General features: G+C 47.8%; 25 protein-coding genes, 1 tRNA gene and 1 pseudogene. 15 read left to right on the forward strand and 12 right to left on the reverse strand.

The genetic code is table 11. The features are described 5' to 3' along the window. The 6 genes from ACTBZS_RS07595 to ACTBZS_RS07620 form a co-directional block, all read left to right on the forward strand. Window positions 1-1,464, forward strand: a 1,464-nt coding sequence (locus ACTBZS_RS07595) for a phosphoethanolamine transferase (protein ID WP_463043744.1), incomplete at its 5' end; no start/stop codon positions are given. Between the two features lie 18 nt (window positions 1,465-1,482). Next, window positions 1,483-1,932, forward strand: a complete 450-nt coding sequence (locus ACTBZS_RS07600; RefSeq protein ID WP_463043745.1) for a DUF411 domain-containing protein — start codon at window positions 1,483-1,485, stop codon at window positions 1,930-1,932. 92 nt (window positions 1,933-2,024) lie between these two features. Further along, a complete protein-coding gene (locus tag ACTBZS_RS07605) occupies window positions 2,025-2,612 on the forward strand; it encodes an RBBP9/YdeN family alpha/beta hydrolase (RefSeq protein WP_460430098.1) in 588 nt (195 codons plus the stop codon). Between the two features lie 77 nt (window positions 2,613-2,689). Further along, window positions 2,690-4,129 (forward strand): McrB family protein, encoded by a 1,440-nt coding sequence (locus tag ACTBZS_RS07610; RefSeq protein ID WP_463043746.1) that lies wholly within the window; start codon window positions 2,690-2,692, stop codon window positions 4,127-4,129. After that, complete coding sequence (locus ACTBZS_RS07615; protein WP_463043747.1) at window positions 4,130-5,218, forward strand: 5-methylcytosine restriction system specificity protein McrC; 1,089 nt, start codon at window positions 4,130-4,132, stop codon at window positions 5,216-5,218. Window positions 5,219-5,662: 444 nt separating this feature from the next. Further along, entirely contained in the window at window positions 5,663-5,827 is a 165-nt protein-coding gene (locus ACTBZS_RS07620) for a hypothetical protein (protein WP_460430101.1), read from the forward strand. Window positions 5,828-5,928: 101 nt separating this feature from the next. On the opposite strand, the gene ACTBZS_RS07625 is transcribed toward ACTBZS_RS07620, so the two are convergent. After that, window positions 5,929-6,012 (reverse strand) — tRNA-Leu (locus ACTBZS_RS07625). A gap of 147 nt (window positions 6,013-6,159) precedes the next feature. Between ACTBZS_RS07625 and ACTBZS_RS07630 the strand changes: the two genes are divergently transcribed. After that, a complete protein-coding gene (locus ACTBZS_RS07630) occupies window positions 6,160-6,843 on the forward strand; it encodes a Bax inhibitor-1 family protein (protein ID WP_463043748.1) in 684 nt (227 codons plus the stop codon). A 16-nt stretch (window positions 6,844-6,859) separates the two neighbouring features. Then, a complete protein-coding gene (locus tag ACTBZS_RS07635) occupies window positions 6,860-7,051 on the forward strand; it encodes a zinc ribbon domain-containing protein (protein ID WP_463043749.1) in 192 nt (63 codons plus the stop codon). 81 nt (window positions 7,052-7,132) lie between these two features. Here ACTBZS_RS07635 and ACTBZS_RS07640 read toward each other — a convergent pair. From ACTBZS_RS07640 to ACTBZS_RS07655, 4 genes and pseudogenes are all read right to left on the reverse strand, one after another. Beyond that, window positions 7,133-7,378, reverse strand: a pseudogene (locus ACTBZS_RS07640) (transposase); the annotation flags it as partial. A gap of 56 nt (window positions 7,379-7,434) precedes the next feature. Beyond that, on the reverse strand, window positions 7,435-8,352 hold the full coding sequence (locus ACTBZS_RS07645) for a bestrophin family protein (protein ID WP_463043750.1): 918 nt from the start codon (window positions 8,350-8,352) through the stop codon (window positions 7,435-7,437). 71 nt (window positions 8,353-8,423) lie between these two features. Further along, window positions 8,424-9,353, reverse strand: a complete 930-nt coding sequence (cysK, locus tag ACTBZS_RS07650; protein WP_463043751.1) for a cysteine synthase A — start codon at window positions 9,351-9,353, stop codon at window positions 8,424-8,426. A gap of 163 nt (window positions 9,354-9,516) precedes the next feature. Then, complete coding sequence (locus ACTBZS_RS07655) at window positions 9,517-10,314, reverse strand: glucose 1-dehydrogenase (protein WP_463043752.1); 798 nt, start codon at window positions 10,312-10,314, stop codon at window positions 9,517-9,519. A 282-nt stretch (window positions 10,315-10,596) separates the two neighbouring features. Between ACTBZS_RS07655 and miaA the strand changes: the two genes are divergently transcribed. The 3 genes from miaA to ACTBZS_RS07670 all read left to right on the forward strand — a co-directional run bounded on the left by miaA (window position 10,597) and on the right by ACTBZS_RS07670 (window position 13,077). Further along, window positions 10,597-11,550, forward strand: a complete 954-nt coding sequence (gene miaA / locus ACTBZS_RS07660; protein ID WP_463043753.1) for a tRNA (adenosine(37)-N6)-dimethylallyltransferase MiaA — start codon at window positions 10,597-10,599, stop codon at window positions 11,548-11,550. Window positions 11,551-11,754: 204 nt separating this feature from the next. Further along, window positions 11,755-12,339, forward strand: a complete 585-nt coding sequence (locus ACTBZS_RS07665) for a hypothetical protein (RefSeq protein ID WP_460429579.1) — start codon at window positions 11,755-11,757, stop codon at window positions 12,337-12,339. A gap of 3 nt (window positions 12,340-12,342) precedes the next feature. Continuing rightward, the gene (locus tag ACTBZS_RS07670) at window positions 12,343-13,077 is read left to right on the forward strand and encodes an oxygen-binding di-iron domain-containing protein (protein ID WP_460429580.1); all 735 of its coding nucleotides are present in this window, start codon (window positions 12,343-12,345) and stop codon (window positions 13,075-13,077) included. A 42-nt stretch (window positions 13,078-13,119) separates the two neighbouring features. Here the strand turns inward: ACTBZS_RS07670 and rimO are convergent, their stop codons facing one another. The 6 genes from rimO to ACTBZS_RS07700 form a co-directional block, all read right to left on the reverse strand. After that, entirely contained in the window at window positions 13,120-14,454 is a 1,335-nt protein-coding gene (rimO, locus tag ACTBZS_RS07675; protein ID WP_463043754.1) for a 30S ribosomal protein S12 methylthiotransferase RimO, read from the reverse strand. 108 nt (window positions 14,455-14,562) lie between these two features. Further along, window positions 14,563-14,988, reverse strand: a complete 426-nt coding sequence (locus ACTBZS_RS07680; RefSeq protein WP_463043755.1) for a hypothetical protein — start codon at window positions 14,986-14,988, stop codon at window positions 14,563-14,565. A 4-nt stretch (window positions 14,989-14,992) separates the two neighbouring features. Next, window positions 14,993-15,616, reverse strand: a complete 624-nt coding sequence (locus ACTBZS_RS07685; RefSeq protein WP_463043756.1) for a glycine zipper domain-containing protein — start codon at window positions 15,614-15,616, stop codon at window positions 14,993-14,995. Between the two features lie 114 nt (window positions 15,617-15,730). Beyond that, window positions 15,731-16,159: a PIN domain-containing protein gene (locus ACTBZS_RS07690; protein ID WP_460429584.1), complete on the reverse strand. Its 429-nt coding sequence runs from the start codon at window positions 16,157-16,159 to the stop codon at window positions 15,731-15,733. A gap of 6 nt (window positions 16,160-16,165) precedes the next feature. Then, window positions 16,166-16,408, reverse strand: a complete 243-nt coding sequence (locus ACTBZS_RS07695; protein ID WP_460429585.1) for a FitA-like ribbon-helix-helix domain-containing protein — start codon at window positions 16,406-16,408, stop codon at window positions 16,166-16,168. A 107-nt stretch (window positions 16,409-16,515) separates the two neighbouring features. Beyond that, a complete protein-coding gene (locus tag ACTBZS_RS07700) occupies window positions 16,516-17,985 on the reverse strand; it encodes an inorganic phosphate transporter (RefSeq protein WP_460429586.1) in 1,470 nt (489 codons plus the stop codon). A gap of 344 nt (window positions 17,986-18,329) precedes the next feature. On the opposite strand from ACTBZS_RS07700, the gene speA reads away from it, so the two are divergent. The 3 genes from speA to ACTBZS_RS07715 all read left to right on the forward strand — a co-directional run bounded on the left by speA (window position 18,330) and on the right by ACTBZS_RS07715 (window position 22,847). Further along, window positions 18,330-20,219 carry an arginine decarboxylase gene (gene speA / locus ACTBZS_RS07705; RefSeq protein WP_460429587.1) on the forward strand — a complete coding sequence of 630 codons (1,890 nt, stop codon included), beginning with the start codon at window positions 18,330-18,332 and terminating at the stop codon, window positions 20,217-20,219. Further along, a complete protein-coding gene (gene earP, locus ACTBZS_RS07710; RefSeq protein WP_463043757.1) occupies window positions 20,220-21,374 on the forward strand; it encodes an elongation factor P maturation arginine rhamnosyltransferase EarP in 1,155 nt (384 codons plus the stop codon). A 270-nt stretch (window positions 21,375-21,644) separates the two neighbouring features. Next, window positions 21,645-22,847 (forward strand): ammonium transporter, encoded by a 1,203-nt coding sequence (locus tag ACTBZS_RS07715; protein WP_460429589.1) that lies wholly within the window; start codon window positions 21,645-21,647, stop codon window positions 22,845-22,847. Window positions 22,848-22,899: 52 nt separating this feature from the next. Here ACTBZS_RS07715 and recD read toward each other — a convergent pair whose 3' ends face one another. After that, window positions 22,900-24,960 (reverse strand): exodeoxyribonuclease V subunit alpha, encoded by a 2,061-nt coding sequence (gene recD / locus ACTBZS_RS07720; RefSeq protein WP_463043758.1) that lies wholly within the window; start codon window positions 24,958-24,960, stop codon window positions 22,900-22,902. Window positions 24,961-25,035: 75 nt separating this feature from the next. On the opposite strand from recD, the gene ACTBZS_RS07725 reads away from it, so the two are divergent. Beyond that, a partial coding sequence (locus ACTBZS_RS07725; RefSeq protein WP_463043759.1) for an ATP-binding protein occupies window positions 25,036-26,127 on the forward strand: 1,092 nt, incomplete at its 3' end.

Raw genomic sequence — 26,127 nt, forward strand, 5'->3', positions numbered from 1 at the left:
GCTGTTTTATATTTGGTTTTTTGTTTGTTGCTTATTCCGTTTTTGTTTAAACCAATTGTGCTTTCTCTGTTGATTGCAACATCTGCCATTAGTTATTTTATGATGCAGTATGGTGTGATGATTGATAAAAACATGGTGAGAAATGCTGCACAGACTGATTTTTTAGAATCGCTTGACTTAGTTTCTTGGGGCATGGTGGTTTGGCTTTTATTAACGGCTTTGTTGCCCACTGTTTTTATAGTCAAAACTAAAATTCAATATCGCCGTTTTTATCGTGAGCTATTCGTTCGAAGTGCTTTTATCTTGGCTGCATGTTGTACAATTGCTATTGTTGGTTTTTCTTATTATCAAGATTTTGCTTCGCTTTTTCGTAATCATCGTGAAATTCGTTTTATTGTTACTCCGTTTAACTACCTGCAAGCCACTTCTTCTTATTTGAAAGAGCATTTTGCAACGCCAAAAGAACTGGTGTTGCTGGGACAAGACGCTAAACACTCGGTTAGCTCACATCAACCGCAGGTGTTGGTGTTGGTTGTCGGTGAGACTGCACGTGCTGATCATTTCTCGATGAATGGTTATTCACGCCAAACCAATCCCAAATTAAGCCAAATTGAAGACATCATTAATTTTTCGAATATGTGGTCGTGCGGCACAGAAACCGCTGTTTCCATTCCTTGTATGTTTTCTGGTATTCCACGAGAAAAATTTGAACTCGATGTGGCAGCGGGTCAAGAAAATGTACTTGATGTACTGCGACATACTCAGCAAATGGATGTGTTATGGTTAGATAATAATTCGGGTTGTAAAGGGGTTTGTGAACGTGTTGATTCGGAGAATCTGTTTGAAAAACGGCCATCAAAAAATCACTGTGAGGGGCAAGAATGTTTTGATGAGGTATTGGTAGAAAGCTTACAACAACAACTGAAAAAAATCAGTCGTGATACGGTGATTGTCTTACATCAAAAAGGCAGTCATGGCCCAGCTTACTACAAGCGTTATCCGAAAAAATTTGCAGTTTTTCAGCCAGAATGTCAAACAGCGGAATTGCAAAAATGTACTCAACCAGAAATTATTAATTCCTTTGATAATACCATCTTATATACCGATTATGTGTTAGATCAGGTGGTTGCTTTATTAAAGCAGCAACAAGGGATCAGCACCGCAATGTGGTATCTCTCTGATCATGGTGAATCATTAGGGGAAAATAATCTGTATTTACATGCAACACCTTATCTTTTCGCCCCCGATGCACAAAAACATATTCCAATGGTGATGTGGTTTTCTCGCGACTGGCAACAAAAAAATGGCGTTTCTTTGGCGTGTATGCGCAAAAAGTCAACACAGCCTTATAGCCATGATGATGTTTTTTCTACGCTGCTTGGTTTGATCTCTGTGCAAACACAAGTCTATCAACGGGAACGTGATATCTTAGCCGACTGTCAAAAGGGATTGTTTAATATGTAATGGTAGAGAGGAATTACGATGGTAAATCAATGGAAACCGTGGTTATTGGCGGGGTGTTATGCGTTGTTGAGCCTGTCGGCTGTTGCCCAAACACCGCTGCAGGCAGAGATGTATATGGACCCCAGCTGTCCATGTTGTAAGAAATGGGCGGCACATCTTGAACAAGCTGGCTTTGCAGTCAAAATTCATCAGGTGGCCAACATTAACCAAACGCGACAACAATTAGGCATGCCAAGCCAATATGGTTCCTGCCATACGGCAAAAGTGGGTAGTTATTTGATCGAGGGTCATGTCCCCGCGCAGGATATTAAACAGCTGTTGTTGCAAAAGCCGAAAGCCATTGGGTTGGCTGTGCCTGGGATGGTGACAGGTTCGCCCGGAATGGAAACCCCCGGTGTGCCAAACCAACGCTATCAAACGCTGCTAATCGAAAATCCACGCTCTGCGAAAGTGTTTGCAAACCACTAAAAAGAATAAATAAATCGTTTTTTATTCGTTTAGGTTGTAATGATTTCAGGCTATGCTGGTACTTATTCAGCGAGAGCAAAGAGGACTTGGCGATGGTGTGGGAATCTGCAGTGTTAGAAGCCTTTGACTATGTGATTCAACCAGGTTGGAAAGGTTCGGAACCGGAACATTGGCAAAGTCATTGGGCGCAGCAGTTGAAGGCTTATCGAGTGGAAAACCACGATTGGGTCGATCCGACGCCAGCGGCGTGGCTGCATCAGCTTGACCAAACCCTTCGCCAAGCACACAAACCGGTGATTATCATTGCCCACAGTTTAGGGTGTGTTACCGTTGCACACTATTTGAAACATCATCCATCTGAAAAGCTTGCAGGGGTGTTTTTGGTGGCGCCGGCGGATGTGGAGCGTCAACATGCACCTGAGTGCTTGGCCCGTTTTGCGCCTGTCCCCACGCTTCATTTTCCCTGTCCTGTGGCGGTTATTGCCAGTGATAACGACCCGTTTTGTGTGCCTCAGCGTGCACAGGTTATCGCTCAACAATGGGGGGCGACATTAACGTGGTTACCTCACGCTGGGCATATCAATGTTGCGTCAGGCCATACTGAATGGGCCGAAGGTTTAGCATTATTAGAGCAATTTGCATTGCGGTGCCGACAATCTGCGCTCGCCCTCGCTGCTTAAATCGTTAGACGACGCTTTTCGCCGCCGGTGGTTGGCGTATCATGCTGGGCCATCGTTGGATCTTATCTGCCGTTATCATGAGTCAACCCCCTTCTCTCCCTGCACTTTCCCAGCGTCCACCACGTCATTGGTTTGTTGGTGCTTTATATGGCCATCAAGATGACCAACTGCTGCGCTTTTTAGCAGACGGCATTTGGGAAAATGGTTATAACGACCGCTATCAAGCATTAGTGTGTCAGATGCAGGTTGGAGAATATATTGCGGTGAAGGCTGCCTATACCCGCAAACATGGTCTGCCACCGCTGTTGCAGCAGCGTGGTAAGGTGGTGTCGGTGATGAATATCAAAGCCATTGGTGTGATCACTGCGAATCCGCTCAATGGCAAATCAGTTGCGGTGAATTGGCTATATCAATTTCCCACAGTCAATGAATGGTACCGCTACACTTTTCGCAACACCATTCAAGCGGTGACCTATGGTCACGATCCACGAGGGGATGCGCTGATTGCTTTTGCCTTCGATCAGCAACCACAACAGATTGCCGATTTTCTGCCGGCTGTGACCACGCTCCCTCCGGTTGATGTTCTGTCCGAGCCGGAAGAACCTCTCTCCGAAAGTGAACTAGATCGCTATAGCATTGAGGATATCGTCAGCGAGGGCTGTTTTTTACCTCAAGAGACCTTGGCTCGTTTCCTCTCGGTGTGGCGTCACAAGAAAAACTTGATTCTGCAAGGCCCCCCCGGCACTGGCAAAACGTGGTTAGCAAAACGGCTAGCATTTGCCTTAATGGGGTATCAGCGACAACAACAACTGCGCGCAGTGCAATTTCATGCCAATGTTTGCTACGAAGATTTTGTACGCGGTTGGCGACCAACAGCCGAAGGTAAATTATTGATTCGTGATGGTGTGTTGTTGCAATTGGCACAACACGCACTGCGTTATCCCGATTTACCTTTTGTTTTGTTGATTGAGGAAATTAACCGTGGTCAACCTGCACAGATTTTTGGTGAATGTTTAACTTTACTCGAGGCCAGTAAACGTACGCCAAGTGAGGCGTTATTGTTGAATTATCCAGATGCCGACGGTCAGTTGCGCCCCTTTTACTTGCCAGACAATTTATATGTGATTGGCACCATGAATACCGCCGATCGCAGCTTAGCCGTGGTCGATTTTGCCTTGCGGCGCCGCTTTGCGTTTTTCACCCTGTCCCCAGTGTTCAATGCCTTGTGGTTGCAATGGATGGAACAACACTGTGCTGTCCCGATCACATTGGCAGAAGCAATACAACAACGCATGTTGCAGCTAAATCAACACATCGCGGCAGATCCTCGCCTCGGGCCAGCATTCTGCTTGGGTCATAGCTATGCCACGCCTAATACTGCATTATCCACCACCACTGCATGGGACTGGTGGTGTCAATCAGTGACCACTGAAATTCAGCCTTTATTGCAAGAGTATTGGTTTGATGCCCCCGATGAAGTGACAACACTTTGCCAGCAGTTACTTGCTCCGGTCTAAATGGTGTTGAACGAACAAGCGATTCCGATTCGGAATGTATGGTGGTTGTTGTGGTATGCCTCAGAATTGGCAATCGAACCTGACTATGCCCCACACGATATTGAAAACGCGATTGATCGTCTGCCACATATTCTGATTGAACTTTTTTTACCTGAGCTGGCGCGCAAATTACGCCGCCCCTTGGCGGTTGAGCATTTGCCACGGCAGGTTGCTTCGGCTCAGGTGCGTGGGCGTATCCAAGTTTTGCCGACCTTGGTGCAACAACGCTTATTGCGTGGTCAAGTGGTTTGTCAGTTTTCTGCTTTAGATTACGACACTGCTTTCCATCGTGTGCTACTGGCCGCAGTGCAACAGGCTGGGGCTTGGGCAAGCTATCCCAGTCAGCAACAGCAATGCCGGCGGTTGGCACAGCAATTACGCGGTTTTGGTGTCACGGCATTATCCCCTTCGCAGGCTCTAGCAACGGTCTCCCGCTTAGGTAAATTACGCGAGGCGACTGATCGTCGGTTAATGCTGATTGCCAAATTATTATTGCGTTTGGGCTTGCCTCATCCGGCCCTCAATTCCGCTCAACTTCCCTCGCCTATCCAAGATCCGACAAGTCTCCGCCGTTTATTTGAAAAGGCGGTAGCCGGTTTCTATCGTGCTGTGCTAGACCCTCAACAATGGAAGGTCAAAACCGGCCAACATTGGCATTGGCCTGTTGAGGCGCAAAGCAGTGGCATCACCACCATCTTGCCGCGTATGAAAACCGACATTGTCTTAGAGCGCACTGCCCCAGCTCATCGTATTGTCATCGATACCAAATTAACCGCTTTGTTAAGATCGGGTTGGTACCGTGAACGCACGTTACACAGTCCCTATCTTTATCAGCTTTATGCCTATCTAAGAACCCAAGAAGGGCGTGGCGACCCATTAGCAGACACGGCAACAGGGGTGTTATTACATCCTGTGGTGGCTGAAACTGTGGATGAATGGTTGGTGTTACACGGTCACTGTCTCAGATTTAAGACAGTCGATCTGAGTCAGTCCTTAGCCGAGATGCGTGCACAATTGTTGGCAATTTGCCAAATTGCGATGCCATTTTAATCTTGAAACAATCTTTTCCCTTTCATTTGTAAACCTCGTTGCGCCTTTGACTTATTTTTTGGTTTTTCTGCTATTTTTTGCCTAAATAAAGTCAAAAAAACACTATTTGCTAAATTCATGTCATCAATTTACTTTACGTCCGTAAAAACTTGTCTTGCGTAAAAATTTCTCAAGTTTTCCCAACATACAGCCGAAAATGCTAGGAAAAATAATGCAATAATGGGTTTGAAACCATATACAATGCTTTTGTATTATGCGTTTTCAGGCATCAGACGTATTTAGTGTGGGAATGATGACGATGACACAAAAAATAATCGGGAGAATTCAGCAGACCTTTGCCGAAGCACTGAAACGCTGTGGGTTTTGTTTGCATTTCGAAGGCTGGACGGTCACAGGCTTGCCTGTCCATAGCATTCTGCCGATGACAGAAAGGGATAAAGTAATATGAAAGGGAAAGCAAAATACTGGCTAGCTGTCTTGCTAGTGATTGGATTGGGTGTGGGTGGTCAGATTGGTTGGGATATTGCCATGACCATTAACAGTGCTTTTCATCGTTCCGCCCAGCAAAATCACCACTTAGTGAACGCCGACCTAAACTTTGGCGAGTAAAAACAGCCTGATTTGGATGAGCCAGCGGTGAAATTGTGTGATGTGATGAGTAAAACTGAAAAGCTGGGAACTTACGATGTGAGGCATGTCAAAAGTCATACTGGTGCGAGGAAAGAGACTCGAACTCTCACGCCAAAGGCGCTGGAACCTAAATCCAGTGCGTCTACCAATTCCGCCATCCTCGCACTTGAGGGAGGCGAATAATAACGTAGATTTAAGCTAAAAACAAGGAAACTCAGTTAAAAAGTCACAAGCACGTCTTGAAATTTGGCAGGTTTGATAAAAATTAGCTGTGCCGGAAGACGATTTTGCCATTCCTAAGGAGGCTTACCATGTACCCGACATCATCTACATCTTATCCCCTTTCTGCCAGCCAAAACCGAGTGCTGCGGAATACCTATCTACTGCTTGCCATCTCACTGATTCCGACGATGGTAGGCGCGATGTTCGGGGTGAACCTGAACTTCAGCTTTATGAAATCCAGCCCGATTGTGTCGACCATTGCCATGTTGGCGGTGATTTATGGCCTGATGTTTGCTGTTGAGCGCAATCGTAACAGCAGCTTAGGCGTAGGTTTACTGTTGGCCTTTACCTTTGTCATGGGTGTGTTGCTTGGCCCAATCCTACAACTTGCTTTGGGAATGGCTAACGGGGGTCAGCTGATCGCAGTGGCTGCAGGCGGTACCGCAGCAGTGTTCTTTGCGATGGCTGCGATTGCGACTACCGTGAAAAAACAGCTGAACTTTTTGGGCAATTTCTTAAGCATCGGCGCTGTTGTGTTGATGGTGGCGGTGGTAGCGAATTTGTTCTTACAAATTCCTGCGCTGCACCTGACTTTGTGCGCAGCGTTTGTGTTGTTTAGCTCGATGCTAATTCTGTTCCAAGTGTCCGAAATCGTTCATGGCGGTGAAACAAACTATGTATCTGCTACCCTGACCTTGTTTGTTGCGGTTTACAACCTGTTCACTAGCCTGTTGCAGCTGTTGATGGCGTTCACTGGTATGAGCCGCGACTAAGTTCAATATTTTCTACATGTATACCCCCCGCCTCGGCGGGGGGTATTTTTTTATCCCACGCGCCGTAAAACCTCGCCATTTAGCGTGGAACGGTGGCTATCTCATCGCTGTACCGCCACACAACACCAGCCGAACCTGTCCCAGTTGCGGTCATATGTCAGCAAAGAACCGCCAGCAGCAGGAATCCACCGAAGCGACTTGGGTTTGAAGTCTAAACCCAAACGTGGTAGGCATCCCCGTCCTTCCCAGTCTCAAGACTGGCGAGCGAAAGCGAGAGAGCGGGGAGGAGGTCAGATTTCAGTTGACGGTTTTCGGTTTCCAGTTGGCGGATTCGTTGCTGTTCCGCCGTCAAGGGTTTGCCAATCCCTGGCTCACCATTGAGCTCTGCACGATATTGCTCCACCCACCGACGGACTGCGGTTTGCCCCACCCTCATCGACTCCACCACTTCCATCACGCTCAGGCCTTGGTCAACCACCATCCTCGCCACTTCTAGCTTGAAGCTTGCATCATATTGACTAGGTTTTGAATTCATTTCTTCCCCCTCGTTAAGATCTATCATGCCCTATCGAGGTGTCTACGGGTATTAGACTAAAATTGGTAAATCCCTTGTTTGGGTGGAGGGGAGATGGTGATGGGTTGTTGCAGCATGTCCCGCACATTGGCTTCAATGTTGTAGCACAGCACCGACAGCGGTAAATCATTGCCTTCTTTACCAAAAGGTTCTTCTAATTCATCTCCCAGACAATCCAATGCGAGATAGGTGTAAGCAACAAACACCGCGATAAAAGGTGTTAGCCAACCGATACTGTTCACTAATGCCAACGGCAATAACAAACAGTAAATGGTCACTGTTCGATTCAACAACACCCGATACGTAAATGGAATTGGCGTTGTCGAGATGCGTTCACAGCCGCCAATGGCTTCTGAGAGCTCGTCTAAATTCTGATTGATCGCTAGCCACTGTGTATCGCTGATGCGTTGTTGTTGCAGCCATTGTTGATTGCTTTGGTGTAACCATAACAACAAGCGCGCCATACGGTGGCGGCTGGTTTCAAGTTCTGCCCGCTGTTCATCGTTCAACAACCGTAAGAGGTGTTGACTGACATCATCATTACGCAGCTGTCCTTTTAAAACATAGTTGAGCGCGCACATCGTTTCTAAAAATTGAATGGCGTCATCTGTCTTACCTAATGCGGCTGAGACTTTGCCAGTGAGAGAACGAGACACGATATACAAACGTCCCCACAATTTACGCGCCTCCCAAAAGCGGTCGTAACTGGCTGAATTACGAAAGCCTAGGAAAATCGCGAGCGAGACACCCAGTAGGGTAAAGATAGAGATATTGAGTGTTGATTGTGCGTGGTGGCTAATCCACCAATGGTGAATCAGACCGGCGACAACAGATAAGCCAAACACCAACCATAAACGAGACATGACACGAGGCAAAACCGAACCGTGCCATACAAATAATAAACGTAGCCAGTGATAACGGGGTAAAACAATCATGGGTGGGAACCCTACCAAATGAATCAGCCACCATGGTACGCCACGGTGGCTGTGTTGGCGAAGGGTTGCGATTAAGCGAGGTCTTCGAACAGGGGAGTGGACAGATAGCGTTCACCGAATGAGGGGATAATCACCACAATGGTTTTGCCTGCGTTTTCAGGGCGTTTGGCTAATTCAAGCGCGGCGTATGTTGCTGCCCCTGAGGAAATTCCCACCAGCAAACCTTCTTTTGCCGCCATTTCGCGCGCGGTGCGGAAAGCATCTTCATTTTTGACACGGAATACTTCATCGTAAATTGCCGTATTCAAAATTGCTGGCACAAATCCGGCGCCAATTCCTTGAATAGGATGCGGCCCTTTTGGCCCACCAGATAACACCGGACTGGCATCGGGCTCAACTGCAACGACTTTGACTTCGGGTTTGCGGGCTTTTAAGACTTCACCCACGCCGGTGATGGTGCCGCCGGTACCGACGCCAGAAACGAAAATATCGATGTTGCCATCGGTATCACGCCAGATTTCTTCTGCCGTGGTGTTGCGGTGGATTTCGGGGTTGGCTGGGTTTTCAAATTGTTGCGGGATAAAGTAGTTGGGGTTGCTGGCAGCCAATTCATTGGCTTTCGCAATGGCACCGCTCATCCCTTCCGCGCCCGGACTTAAAACCAGCTCTGCGCCATAGGCACGCAATAGCATACGGCGTTCACGGCTCATGGTTTCGGGCATGACGATGATTAAACGATAGCCGCGTGCCGCGCAGACCATCGCGAGGCCAATTCCGGTATTGCCGGAGGTGGGTTCTACGATCACCGTTTCTGGCCCAATTTTGCCAGCGGCTTCGGCGGCATCGAGCATGGCTAAGGCGAGGCGGTCTTTGACGCTGTGGGCGGGGTTAAAGAACTCTAGTTTGGCTAACACGGTGGCTTGTGCGCCGTCGGTTAGGCGGTTGAGCCGAACCAGTGGGGTGTTGCCGATCAATTCTGAGACGTTTTGTGCGATTTTCATGGGCGGTTCTCACGGGAACAGGAAACAACAGGGCAAACTATACCTGTGCCATCGCTTGAAGACACGGTTAATAAGTTATTTGTTTACAACTAACTTTTCTTTTCATGATGTATGGTTAGAAAGTGGTTGTGTTGGGTTGATGAGATTAACCCAATTTACGAGTCTACTGTGAAGGTACGCCTGTGGATCCTGCAAGAATACCTCCATCAATATTAATTTCCGATCCAGTAATGTAACTGGATTCATCGCTGGCGAGCATGACTGCTACTGACGCCACTTCTTCGGGCATTCCAAATCGTCTCAGAGGTGTATCCTGTACAAACATTGCCATATTTGACTCTCTATCCGGCCCATTACCAAGCATTGGTTCCCACATGGGGGTAAGTATTGCAGCCGGATGAATGGAGTTGCAACGTACTTTCATGCCTTGCTGAGCGCAGTACAGTGCAACACTTTTGGTGTGATTGCGAACAGCTGCTTTGCTTGATGCGTAAGCGGCTGCAGCTGGAATACCCACGATACCTGAGCGAGAGGATATATTAATGATTGAACCGGTATTAGAGCCACGCATTGCTCGGATAGCGTATTTACAACCAAGAAATACACCATCAAGGTTTGTTTCATGCACTGAACGCCAAGCTTCAAGAGAGACGTTTTCTGGGTCATGAGAGATATGTGCTCCTTCAAAACCTGTAATACCAGCATTGTTGACTAGAATATCAAGTCTGCTGTTGGTTTTAATTATGTATTGGATTGTTTCATGCCATGCTATTTCACTGCGAACATCAAGTAACATGAAAGAGGCTGAATCACCAAGAGATAAAGCAACGGCGTGCCCTTTATCTTGATCAATGTCTGTGACATATACAAATGCGCCTTCAGCTGCAAAAGCTCTAGCGATGGCTTCACCGATTCCACGTGCAGCGCCAGTAATAAGGGCAATTTTTCCTTTAAGACGCATTTAATGTTTCTCCTTAATTTCTAACGAAAAGAATAGTGATAAGTAACGTATTATTTTGATTGTTTCAACAAAAATTATGTCAATGTAACATAATGACACTTATGTTCTTTAGGATGGGAAAGATGTTAACAACACACAATCTATACTATAGATACATAGCCGCTGCAACAGCAGTGATGTCCGCATCGGTAGGTGTGCGCCACAACAGCACAAACTATCACTGTGCCATCGCCGGAAGACACGCGATAATAAGTTATTCGTTTACCTCCCACTTTTCTGTTCATGACCTCCAGCATTTTCCCGCCAGTGTTCTTAATCGGCCCGACGGCCTCTGGCAAAACCCAGCTTGCCTTGCGTCTTGCCGAATTCTTTCCTCTCGAAATCATCAGCATTGATTCTGCCTTGGTCTATCGTGACATGGACATTGGCACAGCAAAACCATCGCCAGCCGAACAAGCCGCTGTTCCCCACCATCTGATTGATGTCATTTCACCACTAGAAACCTACTCCGCCGCTGCCTTTCATCACGATGCCATGCGCTTGATTCACGATATCCAACAGCGCGGCAAATTACCCTTGCTAGTCGGTGGCACCATGCTTTACGTCAAAGCCCTGTGCGAAGGTTTATCCGACCTACCACCGGCAGATCCCGTACTACGGCAAACCTTAGAGCAACAGGCGGCCAGCGAAGGATGGCCTGCTATGCACGCACGTTTAGCCGTACTCGACCCAACGACGGCTGCGCGGTTAAAACCTACTGATAGCCAACGTATTCAACGTGCTTTAGAAATTTGCCTATTAACAGGTCAGCCGATGTCGGCCCAACTGGCGGCGCGGAGTGCGGCACCTTTGGCAGACCCCAAACATTTTTTTGCCTTAGTTCCTTCAGATCGCCACCTTTTACACCAGCGGATTGGCTTGCGTTTTGAACAGATGTTGACCCAAGGGCTGTTAGAAGAAGTGGCGACATTGCGTAAAAACTATCCAACCTTACATCCCGATTTGCCGTCCATGCGCTGTGTTGGTTATCGCCAAGCATGGCAATACCTCGATGGTGAATGCTCACGCGAGGAAATGGTGGAAAAAGGCATTGCCGCAACCCGACAACTGGCAAAACGACAGCTGACTTGGCTACGCAGTATGCCGAATTTGACCACATTAGATTGTGTCGCCGGCGATCCTTTCCCCATGCTGTTACAGCAATTACAAAGCCTATTGGCCGCTGAGTGTCATTAAGAAGGCTGGCGAGGATGGCGGAGGTATCGAACACTCAATAGAATTAGGTTATGATCCGTATAATTGCGGGTGATACCGATACATTTTGCTTTTTTGCTAGCTGTAGATGTTTTAGTGGTTGCTTTTTGCAGTATTCCGGTTTGTGCTGCCACAGCCAATGTAGCGGTCTGAAGTCAATTAACGATGGGGTGCCATGTGTCAGCGATGTCTTCTGTGCAAAGCCATGAATTACAGCGATTTATTATGCTGCGAGAAGGCATTAAAGAAGTGGCATTTCGCGCATTTCAAATCAAACTGTTAGCCTTGAATGCCACTTTGTTGGCAAAACGCTTTGGTGAACAAGCGCGTGGTTTTGTGGTGATTTCGACAGAGCTGCGCGACTTTAGCCAGCTATTGCGAACACAAATGGAAGGGTTAGGCGAGAACAGTACCAAGCTAGTCTCTTTGGCCAGCTATGAGCTGAAATTATTGCGCCAGTTAAATCTATTGACCCGTGCAGGGCAACACACCGCACACGACCGGCTGCAAAATGCACAAGGCCAGTTGCAAACCCAGCATCAGCAATTACAACGACAAATGGGACAGATTCATAGCGCGATGCAAACATGGGTCGATGATGCCTATCAAGCCTGTTTATTTGGGACGGTCATTGCGCGCACCGCAAAAATTGAAGCCGCCCACGCCGGCCCCCTTGGCGCGGCGTTAGCGGATGCGTCTAATCAATTTTCCAACTATGTCGAACAAATTTTGCCTAATTTAGAACAACTTAAACAGGCGCTGAAAGGGTAGAGCGTGAAGAAAGCGACGGCTATTTTTGAGGAAGGCCATCATCGTTGGTATGCCATTGCCCGCGATCCAATGCGGCCCAGTTTCTTGATTGATACCAATGAATATCTGGTGCAATCAGGACATGACGCGCTGTTGACTGATCCGGGGGGGATGGAAATTTTTCCGGCGGTGTTCAGTGCCTTGGCCGAAGTGGTCGATCCAACACAAGTCCGGCAAATTTTCGCTTCCCACCAAGACCCCGATGTGATTTCTTCGCTGGCGCTGTGGATTGCGTTTAACCCTAATATTCGTTGCCATATCAGTCGTTTATGGGAGACTTTTATTCCCCATTTTGGCGGTGATAAACAAACCCTGATTGGCATGCCGGATGAAGGAAAAGAGCTGCATGTCGGGGTGGCGCAATTGCAAGCGGTAAGTGCGCACTATTTGCATTCCTCCGGCAATTTTCATCTGTATGACCCAACGGCCAAAATTCTATTTAGCGGTGATGTGGGTGCCGCTTTATTGCCAGAAGATGATAACGCGCTGTATGTGAAAGATTTCGACCGCCATATTGCCTATGCCAAGGGTTTCCATGTCCGTTGGATGGGATCGAATCAGGCAAAACGTGATTGGTGCGAACGGGTCAGTAAACTGACCATTGAGCAGTTATGCCCACAGCACGGGGCGATTTATCGCGGTGCCGATGTGATGCGTTTTATCAATTGGTTTGATGAATTGAAAGTCGGTATGGCTTAAACAAGGCGGGTGCCACAGGCGCCCCCGCCTTATTTTGATCAGTTAGACGCGCTCGCCCCACAGATCATGTTCATCGGCATCGACAATTTTCACGGTTAAGAAATCTCCCGCTTTTGCCCCTGCCACACCGTCGATAAACACCGCCCCATCAATCTCGGGCGCATCGGCCATCGAACGACAGCATAAACCGTCTTCTTCCTCATCGACTTCATCAACCAACACCGTCATGGTACGGCCAATTTTTTGTTGCAACTTGGCCGCGCTGATGCGTTCTTGCACCTCCATAAACCGCGCTTTGCGTTCTTCTTTTAAGGCTTCAGGAATGTGGTCTGGCAAGTCTTTTGCTGTCGCGCCATCGACATTCGAATAGGTGAAACAGCCGACACGGTCTAGCTGTGCTTCTTCCAAAAACTCTAATAACTGTTGGAAATCGGCTTCGGTTTCGCCAGGGAAACCGACAATAAAGGTAGAGCGTAAGGTGATATCAGGACAGATGCTGCGCCATGTGCGAATGCGCTCCAGTACATTTTCGCTATTGGCTGGGCGTTTCATGGCTTTTAAGACTTTTTGTGAAGCATGTTGGAATGGGATATCCAAATACGGCACCACCAAACCCTCGGCCATCAAAGGAATCACCTCATCGACACTCGGATAAGGATAGACATAGTGCAACCGTACCCACGCGCCTAATGAACCCATCTCACTGGCCAATTCTTTCAGGCGGGTTTTAACTGGCCGACCTTGCCAAAAACCGCTGCGGTATTTCAAATCCACGCCATAAGCTGATGTGTCTTGTGATACCACGAGCAATTCTTTCACCCCACCTTTCACCAAGTTTTCTGCTTCTTGCAATACTTCATGCACTGGACGGCTGACTAAGTCGCCACGCATCGAGGGAATAATGCAGAAAGAACAACGGTGGTTACAGCCCTCGGAAATTTTTAAATAGGCATAGTGTTTTGGGGTTAACCGGACACCTGTGCCGGGTACCAGATCCACAAACGGATCGTGGGGTTTGGGCAAATGATGGTGGACGTGCTCCAACACTTCGGCTGCCGCGTGTGGGCCGGTGACTGCCAGCACCGAAGGATGAACATTACGCACCATCGCCCCTTCTTCGCGGGCCCCAAGACAGCCAGTTACGATCACTTTGCCATTTTCATTTAACGCTTCACCAATGGCATCTAATGATTCTGCAACCGCATCATCAATAAAACCACAGGTATTGACCACCACTAAATCCGCCCCTGCATAATCTTGGGCAATCTCGTAACCCTCGGCACGGAGGCGGGTCAAAATTTGTTCAGCATCGACACTGGCTTTGGGACAGCCAAGGGAAACCATGCCCACTTTAGGCGCGGAAAAAGAAGTATTCATAACGCGTTGAAATCCATAGGTAATCAAAAGCCAAAACAGAAAACCGGCTGCATAGGCAGCCGGTTGAACACAAAGCGGATTTTAGCGCATCCCCACGCGCTGTGCTGATTAACGTCCTTTAGCTTCTAAACGGTCAAGCTGTGCATGGACTTTATCCCACCCTTCTTCTGCTGCATCCTGCACTGGCTCTGCCGCCGGTATGGTATTCACCGCCGGTGCCGCTGGTGTGGATGCCACGTCTAACGGTATGTTCATTTTAACTTCGGCCTCCACCTGTACCGACGGTGTGGGGTCGGTGGCTACGGGTGTTGCTGGCGGTAAGCTGGGGATGGCCGTTGGGGTATGTGTTGGCGCGGCGACGGTTTCTGCTGGCCCATTAGGGTTTAGCCCTGGTTGCAGGGTTTCCGTTTGATTTGGGCGTACGATATTAGGCCGTGGCTCAATCGGTGCTTGGCTTTGTGTTAACCAAGTAAAGCCAGCGAAACTGATACCCAGCAACGCAAAGACAAGTGCTGCAATAAAAACAGTTCGCATCGATTTAGGCTGCCTGTGAGCTAGGTTCAATCCGCGCTACAAACAAACCACTGCCACTTTGCACAATGCGTGCATTCGGGGCTTGTTGTTGAATATCACGAATCACGCTGCTTGGCGTCCCATTGGGCACTTGGACAATCATCCGGCCACCATTGCGCCGCGCCAAATCGTTCATTCGCTGATAGGCTGTGGCGGCTTTGGGATGTAAACGTCCACCGGTAACTGTACTGTCATAGCGTGTTTTGACGGTGAAATCATCAAGCTGGCGCGATTGGCTGTTGCGTGGTTTTTCGCTATTGGCGGGGGCGGTATAAGGACGGGTACGTACTTGGGGGGCAATCCCTGTATCACGGCGGATTGATTCAGCGGTGGTTAATGCGTCTTCGAGTTCACGTTGACGTTGTTCATAACCAATCAGCGCACCGGCTCCGCCACCAATGGCCGCACCAATTAACGCGCCTTCTCGTCCGCCAACAATCGCCCCTGCTGCACCACCAATCAGTGCACCAAGACCGGCACTGCGTGCCACGGAAGTTTGACTACGACCCGTGTTAGGATCGACGGTGCTACAGCCACTCACAGCTAACATCGCTGCCGCGACAAGGCCGCAAAGATAGCGTTGTTGCATAAGAAGCTCCCTTCTGTTTTTGTTTAATAGTTTGCAATATTAAAACAGGCTGAGGACAAATATTCATCTATATTAAGCGGTGCCCTAGCCTCCGCTAGCTGGCGGAGAGAATGTTCAAGCGTGCACCAACCATGGGTTGATGATTTGCAAGCCATCGATCCCCTCAAAGTCAGACACATTACGTGTTGCTAAAATCAGATTGTGCGTGAGTGCAATGGCAGCAATTTGGGCATCTTCGGTGCTAATGGGGCGCCCCATGCGCGTCCGTTGGGCGACAATCGTTGCGTAATGGAGTGCTGCATACTCATCGAATGGCAGGCAGCGTTCGCCGAAGTCCTCTTCGAACATTGCTTGCGCTGCTTGTGTCAAGGCCGATTGACGTTTCCCCGCTGGCATCAATGCCAAACCGAGTGCAATTTCAGCGCGGCTAATGGCACAGACCCATACTTGTTCAGCAGGGAGGCGATCCAGCCATGTTGTCACTGCTTCAGAAGGTTGTGGACGCATGAATTCGGACAACACATTGGTATCGAGCAATTTCACAGCGCGTTAACCCCAATCCGGTGGGGTGCGTGGTAGCTGGCGCGAGGGAAGCTCAAAATCTGCCTCAGCCACTTCCGCAAAACGCTGTTTTAGTCGTTGTCCTAAGGGTTGTGGTTGGGATACCCGCACCAAAGCTTCACGCAGAATGCGGCGAGCTTCTTCTTCCATCGACACCCCATGCTGTGCAGCGCGGATACGCAGCGATTGCTTGATGGAGTCGTCCATATTCCGAATCGTCAAGGTTGCCATAGCGACACCTTTTGAGTGATATCAACGACAGTATTGTAGTCATTGATATCACTCCTCGCAAAGCGGACTCGGCGTTGCTTTTGCGGTTTAGCCGACGGGATGTGAGCTTAAATAAATTTGGTTGCTAACCAGAATAAGCCACCAGAGAGCAAAATAGTTGCTGGGAGAGTGAAGACCCATGCCAGTAAAATACTGCGGACTGTGCTGCCTTGTAAGCCACTGCGGTTTGCTACCATTGTCCCTGCGACAGCAGAAGATAACACATGCGTGGTAGAGACCGGCATACCGGTGAAACTGGCAATCCCAATCGCCAACGAAGCGGTGATTTGTGCTGATGCACCTTGGGCATAAGTCATACCGGTTTTGCCGATTTTTTCACCCACGGTTAACACAATCCGCTTCCAGCCCACCATCGTACCTAAACCCAGAGCCAAGGCAATCAAGACAATCGCCCATTGTGGTGCATATTCCGTAGGAACCACCAAATCTTTACGCAGCTTGTTTAAGTCAGCTTTATCGGTGGAAGGTAAACCGGGCAATGCTGCTACTTTTTTCGCGGTATTGTCCAAGCACAGAATCAAACGGCGGACTTGACGGCGATCATCAACATTTAAGTCGGCATAGCCCTTCAAACCATCTAACCGTTGTTGCAACAAGGCAATAGCAGGCAACGTGGTTTCGGCTTCACAAGCAAACGCCTCGGGCAACACAATGCCGGCTTTGCGCGGTGGTTTGACATGCTCACTTAGCAAAGCGGCATGGCGCTGATAAAACTCGCCCATTTGTACCGCTGCGGCGCGGGTACGTTCAATTTGATAAGGTGTATTTGTCAAATCAAGCACAAATTGTGTGGGTGCCAAACCAATCAACACCAGCATTAACAGCCCAATCCCCTTTTGACCATCATTTGAACCGTGGGCAAAACTTACGCCCATAGCCGAGGCAATCAAGGTAAAACGTGTCCAGAACGGTGGGCGTTTTTTGCCATCAAAGTTTTTCCGTTCTTCGGGGGTGAAATGCAAGCGGGTATTGCTGGCATAACGGCGTAACACCAATAACATGCCGCCGGCAACCAAGAAACCAACTGTTGGCGAAATTAACAGCGACAGCATGATATCGATGGCTTTGCCGGTGTTAATCCCTTGATTCAGTGGAATACCGTTCATCAGCGAATGGGCAATCCCCACACCGAGAATTGAACCAATCAAAGTATGTGAACTCGAAGCTGGCAAACCAACATACCACGTGCCGAAGTTCCATAAAATTGCCGAGGCCAACAGGGCAAAGACCATCACGAGGCCATGACCCGAGCCGACATTAAGAATCAGCTCGACGGGTAATAAATGGACGATGGCATAGGCAACACCCAATCCACCGAGCATCACCCCAAAAAAGTTAAAAATACCGGATGCCACCACCGCCAAATTAGCGGGCATGGCTTTGGTGTAGATCACGGTCGCAACAGCATTCGCTGTGTCGTGAAAACCATTGATAAATTCATAGGCGAGAACAAAAAACAACGCCAATAGCAGACTGGCGCTGGCACCGAGCGACAGATCGTGAAAAAGCTCGAACATGAGAGGGAAACAAGGAGTCAAAGACGGGCGCTATTATTGCCGAAACAAGGCTGCTTTAGATGAATTTTCATCAAAAAGAAACATTATTTTAATCTTGTAGGGCTGTTTTGCCCAAAAATGGTGCGTTGTTGCTGTTAAGGCTGTCTTGCTGTCGCATCAATATAAGAAATGACCCAGCAGCTGATCGCTGTTTGCATACAATATGTGTTTCAATGGCGTCGCTGAATCGCCACTGTTGCGGCCATCCCGCACACAGTTGGCATTTGCGATATTTCCATTCGAATGTGTCTCTCTTTTCTACCCCAGAGAGACCTCCCTTAGACAAGAAAGGCAGTGTTGCGACTATGGTATGGACCGTGAATGACAGTAGAAATGTATATGGCATTCGTCACTGGGGCGTCAACTTTTTTGATGTTGGTGAACAAGGGAATGTCATTGTGCGGCCGAATGGTCGTGAAGGCGCCGAGGTCGATTTATACCAGCTGACACATACGCTGCGTGACAATGGTTTATCACTGCCCTTATTGGTGCGTTTCCCCGATATTTTGACCCAACGTGCGCGCCGTATCGTCGAGGGATTTACGCAAGCGCAAGCTGAATATGATTATCCAGCTGGCTATACCCTACTCTATCCGATTAAGGTCAACCAGCAAGAAGCAGTGGTCAAAGGGATTATTGCCGACAGTAGTTTGCCGATTGGACTCGAAGCTGGTTCAAAGCCTGAGTTGATGGCTGTGTTGGCATTGGCTCCACAGGGCGCCACCATTGTCTGCAATGGCTACAAGGACCGTGAATTTATTCATCTTGCTCTGATTGGACAAAAGCTTGGTCATCGCGTGTTTATCGTGATTGAAAAAGAATCCGAAGTGCAATTGGTGATTGAAGAAGCCCAACGCCTAGGGGTGATGCCAAATGTTGGGTTGCGGGTGCGGTTATCTTCGCTGGCCAGCAGTCGGTGGGCTGATTCCGGTGGCGATAAGGCAAAATTTGGTTTATCGGCGGCGCAATTGATTGCGGTCAGTGAGCGTTTTATTGCGGCAGGGCTGAAACAAGCGGTACGCCTACTCCATTTCCACATGGGATCACAAATTGCCAATATTGCCGACTATCGGCGTGGTTTCCGTGAAGCGTTGCGTTACTACGGCGAATTATCCGCCTTGGGGTTACCGCTCGATCATTTGGATGTCGGCGGTGGCTTAGGTGTGGATTATGATGGCACACAATCGCGCAATGACAGTTCCGTCAACTATTCCATCGGTGAGTATGCAGAAACCATCATTAGCATGGTGAAAGACTTTTGCGCCGAGCAAGCGATTCCATGTCCGCATGTGATGAGTGAATCTGGACGTGCGTTAACTGCCCACCATGCCGTATTGGTGGTCAATGTCACCGATGTGGAGCGTGCTAACGATAGCGTGCCATCGGTGAGCAGCGAGGAGCTTGAACAGCTGGCGACACCTGTAGTCAAGTTATATGAACTTGCCACTTCCACCGATATTTTAACCGCCACAGAAACCTATTTCCGTGCCGGTCAGTATGTGTCAACGGTGGCGGAAATGTATGTCGATGGTGCTGTGTCGTTGCGTGAAAAAGCGCTGGCTGAACAGTGCTATGCTGCCTTATGTCGCCGCATTTATGGGGCATTGAATACCCTACAACGCTCACACCGACCGGTATTCGATGAACTAGGCGAGAAACTGGCAGATAAGTACTTCTGCAACTTTAGCGTGTTCCAATCGCTGCCAGATACTTGGGCCATCGATCAATTATTGCCTATTGCGCCTATTCACCGTTTACAAGAAGCCCCCACCCGCCGTGCTGTGTTACAAGACCTAACCTGCGATTCCGATGGCCGTGTAACACAGTATGTCGATCAACAGAGTATTGAATCGACCATGCCTGTGCATGATGTGGCGGTGGGTGAAGAATATCTGTTGGGTGTCTTTTTAGTCGGCGCTTATCAAGAGATTTTGGGCGATATGCACAATCTGTTTGGCGATACCGATAGCGTCAACGTGTATGTCGATGCCTCGGGCGCGGTGCGCTTTGGCGGCGTGGAAGTTCACGACACGATCGAAGACATGCTGCGTTATGTCCATCTGCAACCCGATGAATTGATGAATCGTTATCGTGATAAGGTGTGGGCCGCCTCGACCTTGAGCGGTGATGAACGCCGTCACTTCTTAGAAGCATTGCGAACTGGCTTAACCCATTCCTCTTATTTGGTGGTGTAAATGCAAACACCGGATCGGTATTGGGATATTTTTTGTCGTGTCGTAGATAATTATGGCGACATTGGGGTGTGTTGGCGTTTAGCACAACAGCTGGCGCAAGACTATGCCCTACCGATTCGGCTGTGGGTAGATGACTTGGTGAGCTTTGCTCATATTGAATGCCGTGTGCAAAGTCATCTACCAAAACAAACGGTGGACGGCATCACCATTTATCACTGGGTCTTAGAACCAGAGTCGCTTACCCCGGGTGAAGTGGTGATTGAGGCATTTGCCTGCGGTCTGTCTGACGCCTTTTTACAGGCGATGGCACGCTGCCAACCACCGCCACAGTGGATTAACCTAGAATATCTTTCCGCAGAGGCATGGGTAGAAGGCTGTCATCTGAGCCAATCGCAGCATCCGCGCTTGCCATTACAACAAACCTTTTTCTTTCCCGGATTTTCTAGCAATACCGGTGGTGTTCTGGGCAGTGATGCCAGCTTGCGGGCTCGCGATGATTTTTTAGCTGATGCACTGCAACAAGCTGATTTCTGGCAACAACTTGGCCTATCGGCTCCTGCGGTGGATGAACTCACCATTTCTGTTTTTACCTACGAACCGCCAGCATTGGTGAGTTGGTTACAAGTGTTAGAACACAGTCCACAGCCAGTACGCTTGTTAATACCGAACGACCGCACTGCGAGAATGGTGGCGGCTTACTACGAACATCCTTTTACAGCGGGGGCTTGTCTGCAACGAGGTAAGCTCACGCTGCATAACCTAGCATTTGGCAACCAAGCTTTTTTTGATCGTTTGTTGTGGAGCTGTGACATCAATTTTGTCAGGGGCGAAGATTCTTTTGTACGAGCGCAGTGGGCGGCCAAACCTTTTTTCTGGCATATCTATCCCACCGAGGACGGCGCCCATTGGCAGAAATTAGAAGCTTTTTGGCAGGGTTACAGCGCCTCATTACCTGCTGACCTACAACAACTGGGTTGGTCTAATTGGCATTGGTTAAATGCGGATGTTGTACCAGAGGTTGGGCAGTTGGCGATGCAATGGCAAACCTGGCTCGATTATCTTCCCCAGTGGCAACGCCATGCCCGAGATTGGCAACGTCAGCTCTCACAACACGGACATCTTGCCGCCAATTTAGTACGTTGGGTACGGCGATAACACCGTTTCGCTCTGTTTTTTCCTCTGTTTTATCAAGCAGAGGGACATTTTCCTTGTATCTATTCTAAGCACCAAAAAAGAGCAGAGTAAGCTGCTTCTCTGTGCTGAACGATAAGCGAGGTTGCTCGAGTTGTGGGTTTTCCTGCACCAGATTTGATTTCTTAAATTTATCTTAAGAAAAATCTCTTTCATAAACAAATGCCTATAAAAATAGGCATTAGGCTTGCTTATGGTGCGTCCAACTTGCAATCAATCCTTGGAGATAGGCAGATGGATCACAGTTATAGTGCACAAGATGTGCTTTTTATCTTGTTGGGCGCCATTATGATTTTGGCGATGCATGCTGGTTTTGCTTTTTTAGAGTTGGGAACGGTGCGCCGAAAAAACCAAGTGAATGCCTTGGTTAAAATTCTGACCGACTTTGCTGTGTCGGCCTTGGCTTACTTTTTCATCGGCTATAGCGTTGCGTATGGCGTCAATTTCTTTGCTTCAGCACAAGAGATGACCAGCAACCACGGTTATGACTTGGTTAAATTCTTCTTTTTATTGACTTTTGCTGCGGCAATTCCAGCAATTGTGTCCGGCGGTATTGCTGAACGGGCACGTTTCCATCCGCAAACATTAGCCACCTGTATTCTTGTTGGTTTGGTCTATCCATTTTTTGAAGGCATTGCTTGGAATGGTCATTTTGGTTTGCAAGATTGGTTGCAACAGCAATTTGGTGCCACTTTCCATGATTTTGCCGGATCGGTGGTGGTGCATGCGGTGGGGGGATGGATTGGTCTAGCTGCTGTTCTACACTTAGGCGCCCGTAAAGGTCGTTATTCGCGTGAAGGCCACGTAGCAGCGCATCCGCCTTCTTCCATTCCATTTTTGGCACTGGGCGCATGGATCTTAATTGTTGGCTGGTTTGGCTTTAATGTGATGAGTGCACAAAAAATCGAGGGCATTAGCGGTTTGGTGGCGATGAATTCGTTAATGGCAATGGTGGGCGGCACTTTGGTGGCGATGGTGATGGGGAAAAATGACCCCGGGTTTATCCATAACGGCCCGCTGGCTGGTTTGGTTGCCGTCTGCGCAGGTTCTGACATCATGCACCCAATCGGTGCTTTGGTTGTTGGATCGGTGGCAGGTGCGATTTTTGTATGGATGTTCACCGTGACCCAAAACCGTTGGAAAATCGATGATGTTTTAGGTGTGTGGCCGTTGCATGGTATCTGTGGCGTATGGGGTGGCCTTGCCGCTGGCATCTTTGGGCAACAGGCTCTGGGCGGTTTGGGGAATGTCAGCTTGATGGCACAACTGATTGGTACTGGGTTAGGCGTGGTGATTGCTTTTGTCGGGGGCTATGTGGTGTATGGAGTGTTAAAGAAAACCATCGGCATTCGATTAGATGAGGAAGAAGAATTTAATGGGGCTGACTTGTCTATCCATCGCATTACCGCTACACCTGAACGAGAAACCCATTTCTAATGTTGACTTGTTAAAAAGCCTCATCGAAATCAGATGAGGCTTTTTTGTTTTGCTATCCAAGTTTTTCACTTAAGCCACTGCTTCGTTGCACCCTTTTTCCGATGGCTCTTTTCAAAACCTCTTTTCCATTAGGGGGGAAAACCAAAGTGCATTTCTCTTTTGAACGTGTAATGGCTGTGTAAATCAGTTCTGAAGTCAGAATTGCACTGTGTTGATCGGGAATGACTAATACGGTATGAGTAAATTCTGAACCTTGAGATTTATGAACCGTCATCGCGAAGACAGTTTCTACATCGTTTAAGCGAGATGGAACCACCCATTTAATCACTCCCTTGGCTACTTTAAAGGCAACACGCAGTTCAGGTTGACCATCTTCTTTTTCTGGGTCAGACCATCTTAGCGTGATACCAATATCACCATTCATCAGATCTAAATTATAATTGTTTTTTGTTACCATCACTGGCCGACCGTGATACCAGCTTTTTCTATCTGAAAGAATGTTGAGTTCATGCTTAATATGGTTTTCGACAACCTGATTGACCCCTTCAACACCCCATGCCCCTTCCCGAATGGCTGTTAAAATCTGAAAATCATTATACGTGTCTAATACTTTCTCTGCCCATTGGTCTTGGGTGTTTGATATTTTTGTTTTTTGAATGGATAAGTTCTGATTTTTTAACAAGTCAAGGTATGGCTTATAGCTGTTTAATAAATCAAGCCACTGTTTATTTTTGTAATCATGGATGGTTATTGTGGCAACAGTATCGTTTTTCTTAAAGAAGGGAACAAATTTCTCCTCCCATAACTCATGCTGTTGCTTAAGTTCGGCATAGAGATACTGTTGCAGCAACTTAGCTAACTGACCAATGCCCTCTTCGGCATTAAAACGGTGGCTATGTCGTAACATCACAATATGATCAGCGACTGCTGGAGAGGAATCGTCAAGTGTTGTTAATTGAATGCCTGTCATTTGTGTTAAATGATTGACTAAATTCGACGAAGCAAACAAAGTTGGCTCGTTTTGCTGTTTTAATTTCATTAACGGGTAGTCCATACATAGACTCCCTAACACTGTGCCTGCTTCTACGGAAGCTAATTGTTGGTGATCGCCCAGTAGAATTAAACGTGCATCTGGAGGTAAAGCGTCCAATAATTTAGCCATCATTTCTAAATCAATCATTGACGCTTCATCAATCACTAATACATCCAGTGGTAATTGCATATCAGAGTGATACTTAAACTTTCGACTTTCTGGCCGCGCGCCAAGTAAGCGATGTAATGTCGCCACCTGAGTTGGGAGTGCTGCTATCACTTTTTCTTTATCTTCTGCTGTTTTAAATAACGGAGATAAAGATTCTGATAGTGATTTTAATTGTTGACCGATTGATTCTGTTAATCGTGCAGCCGCTTTACCTGTTGGTGCAGCCAATCGAATCACCAATGGTTTTTGTTGCTGTTTAGATTGAAGTATTTGCAATGCTGCTAAAATTTTTACTACTGTAGTGGTTTTTCCCGTACCTGGCCCACCTGAAATCACAGCAAAACGCTGTTTGATAGCTAAAGCTGCAGCCACTTTTTGCCAATCTGGGGAAGTGTTACCTACTGGTGTTGGGAATAAGGCTGTCAATGTTTGTTGAATGGTTATATCGGGTAGACAGATATCAATTTTGTTTTTAAATCGCTGCTGTAAAGCATTAGCAACCTGACATTCATACCGATAATAACGACGTAAATAAAGCCGAGGGGAATCGAAATAAAGTGGGGCGACTGTATTAGGCTGGGTGCTCACACTATGAGATTGCAGCAAGATATCCGTCCACGCTTTTAAACTGATATGTTCAACCCAGTCCTTGAGCTGCCGTAGCTGAGCAATATCTTCCTCTTCTTCAACTCGAAGATGGATAACCTCACTTAAAGATTGGTCTAGCGGTAAGGCGGGGTGCCCTTTGCCCAAGTTAGCGCTGGTTAAGGCCGCAGCGAGTAGCACTAATGGATGTTCTTTTGGAGAACAGTCGTAAAGAAAACGAGCAAAGGCAACGTCTAGGGGGCGCAGGCCGTGATAGTGTTGCCATTGTTCCAGATCATGTAGCAAATCGTCGGTGGTCAGTAGCATGAGAGCGTTCTCTGTGAAAAATATGGCTTAATCATAAGGCAATAACAACTATCTGAAAAATGAGGAGCGATGACCATGCGAAAAAAACTACCCATCGGCATCCAAACCTTCGCCAAAATTCGCGAAGACAACCATTACTATATCGACAAAACCCCGATGGCTTACCAACTGGTGACACAGGGCAGCCATTACTTTTTATCCCGTCCACGTCGTTTCGGTAAAAGCTTGTTCCTCGATACCTTAGCTGAACTGTGGGCAGGGAATGAGGCATTATTTCAAGGACTGTGGATTCACGATAAATGGGATTGGTCGGTGTTCTATCCGGTGATTCGCATCAGCTTTGCCGAAGGTATCATGCACTCGCCTAAAGCATTACAAGAACGAATTCAGCATATTTTACAGTCCGAGGCAGAACGGTTTGGACTGAACTATCGTACCAATTCGATTGTTGATCGCTTCATTGACTTGATTCAGTACGCATATCAAAAATCAGGGCAACGGGTTGTCGTATTGGTGGACGAATACGACAAACCAATTCTCGATAATCTGACCAATCCAGAACTCGCCAAAGCGATGCGTGATGAACTGAGAAATTTATATTCAGTGATAAAAGGTCAGGATGCGGTAATTAAGTTCGTGTTTCTGACTGGGGTATCAAAATTCAGCAAAGTGAGTTTGTTCTCTGGGCTGAACAACCTGAATGACATCACCCTTGATGCCGAGTATTCAGCGATTTGTGGTTACACCGACCACGATATTGACACCGTTTTTGCACCAGAATTAGCTGGATTAGATCGAGAGCAGATTCGTGAGTGGTACAACGGTTATAACTGGCTAGGTGAATCGGTTTACAACCCATTTGATGTGCTGTTGTTGTTTCAAAAACGTCAATTCCGCGCCTATTGGTTTGAAACCGGCACACCGACTTTCTTAATTGACATCCTGCGCCAACGCCAAGCCTTTACCCCAGAGTTATCACAGTTGGTGACGATGGAAACGTTGTTATCGCGCTTTGATGTTGAAGACATCCCGACCGAAGCACTGATGTTCCAAACCGGCTATCTCACCATTGCGGATAGCTTCCACATGGGTGCCTTAACCGAATACACCCTGAAATATCCCAACTTAGAAGTCCAAGCCAGTTTAAATGGGGTATTGTTGGAAATG

It is taken from the genome of Aquaspirillum sp. (assembly GCF_055136605.1).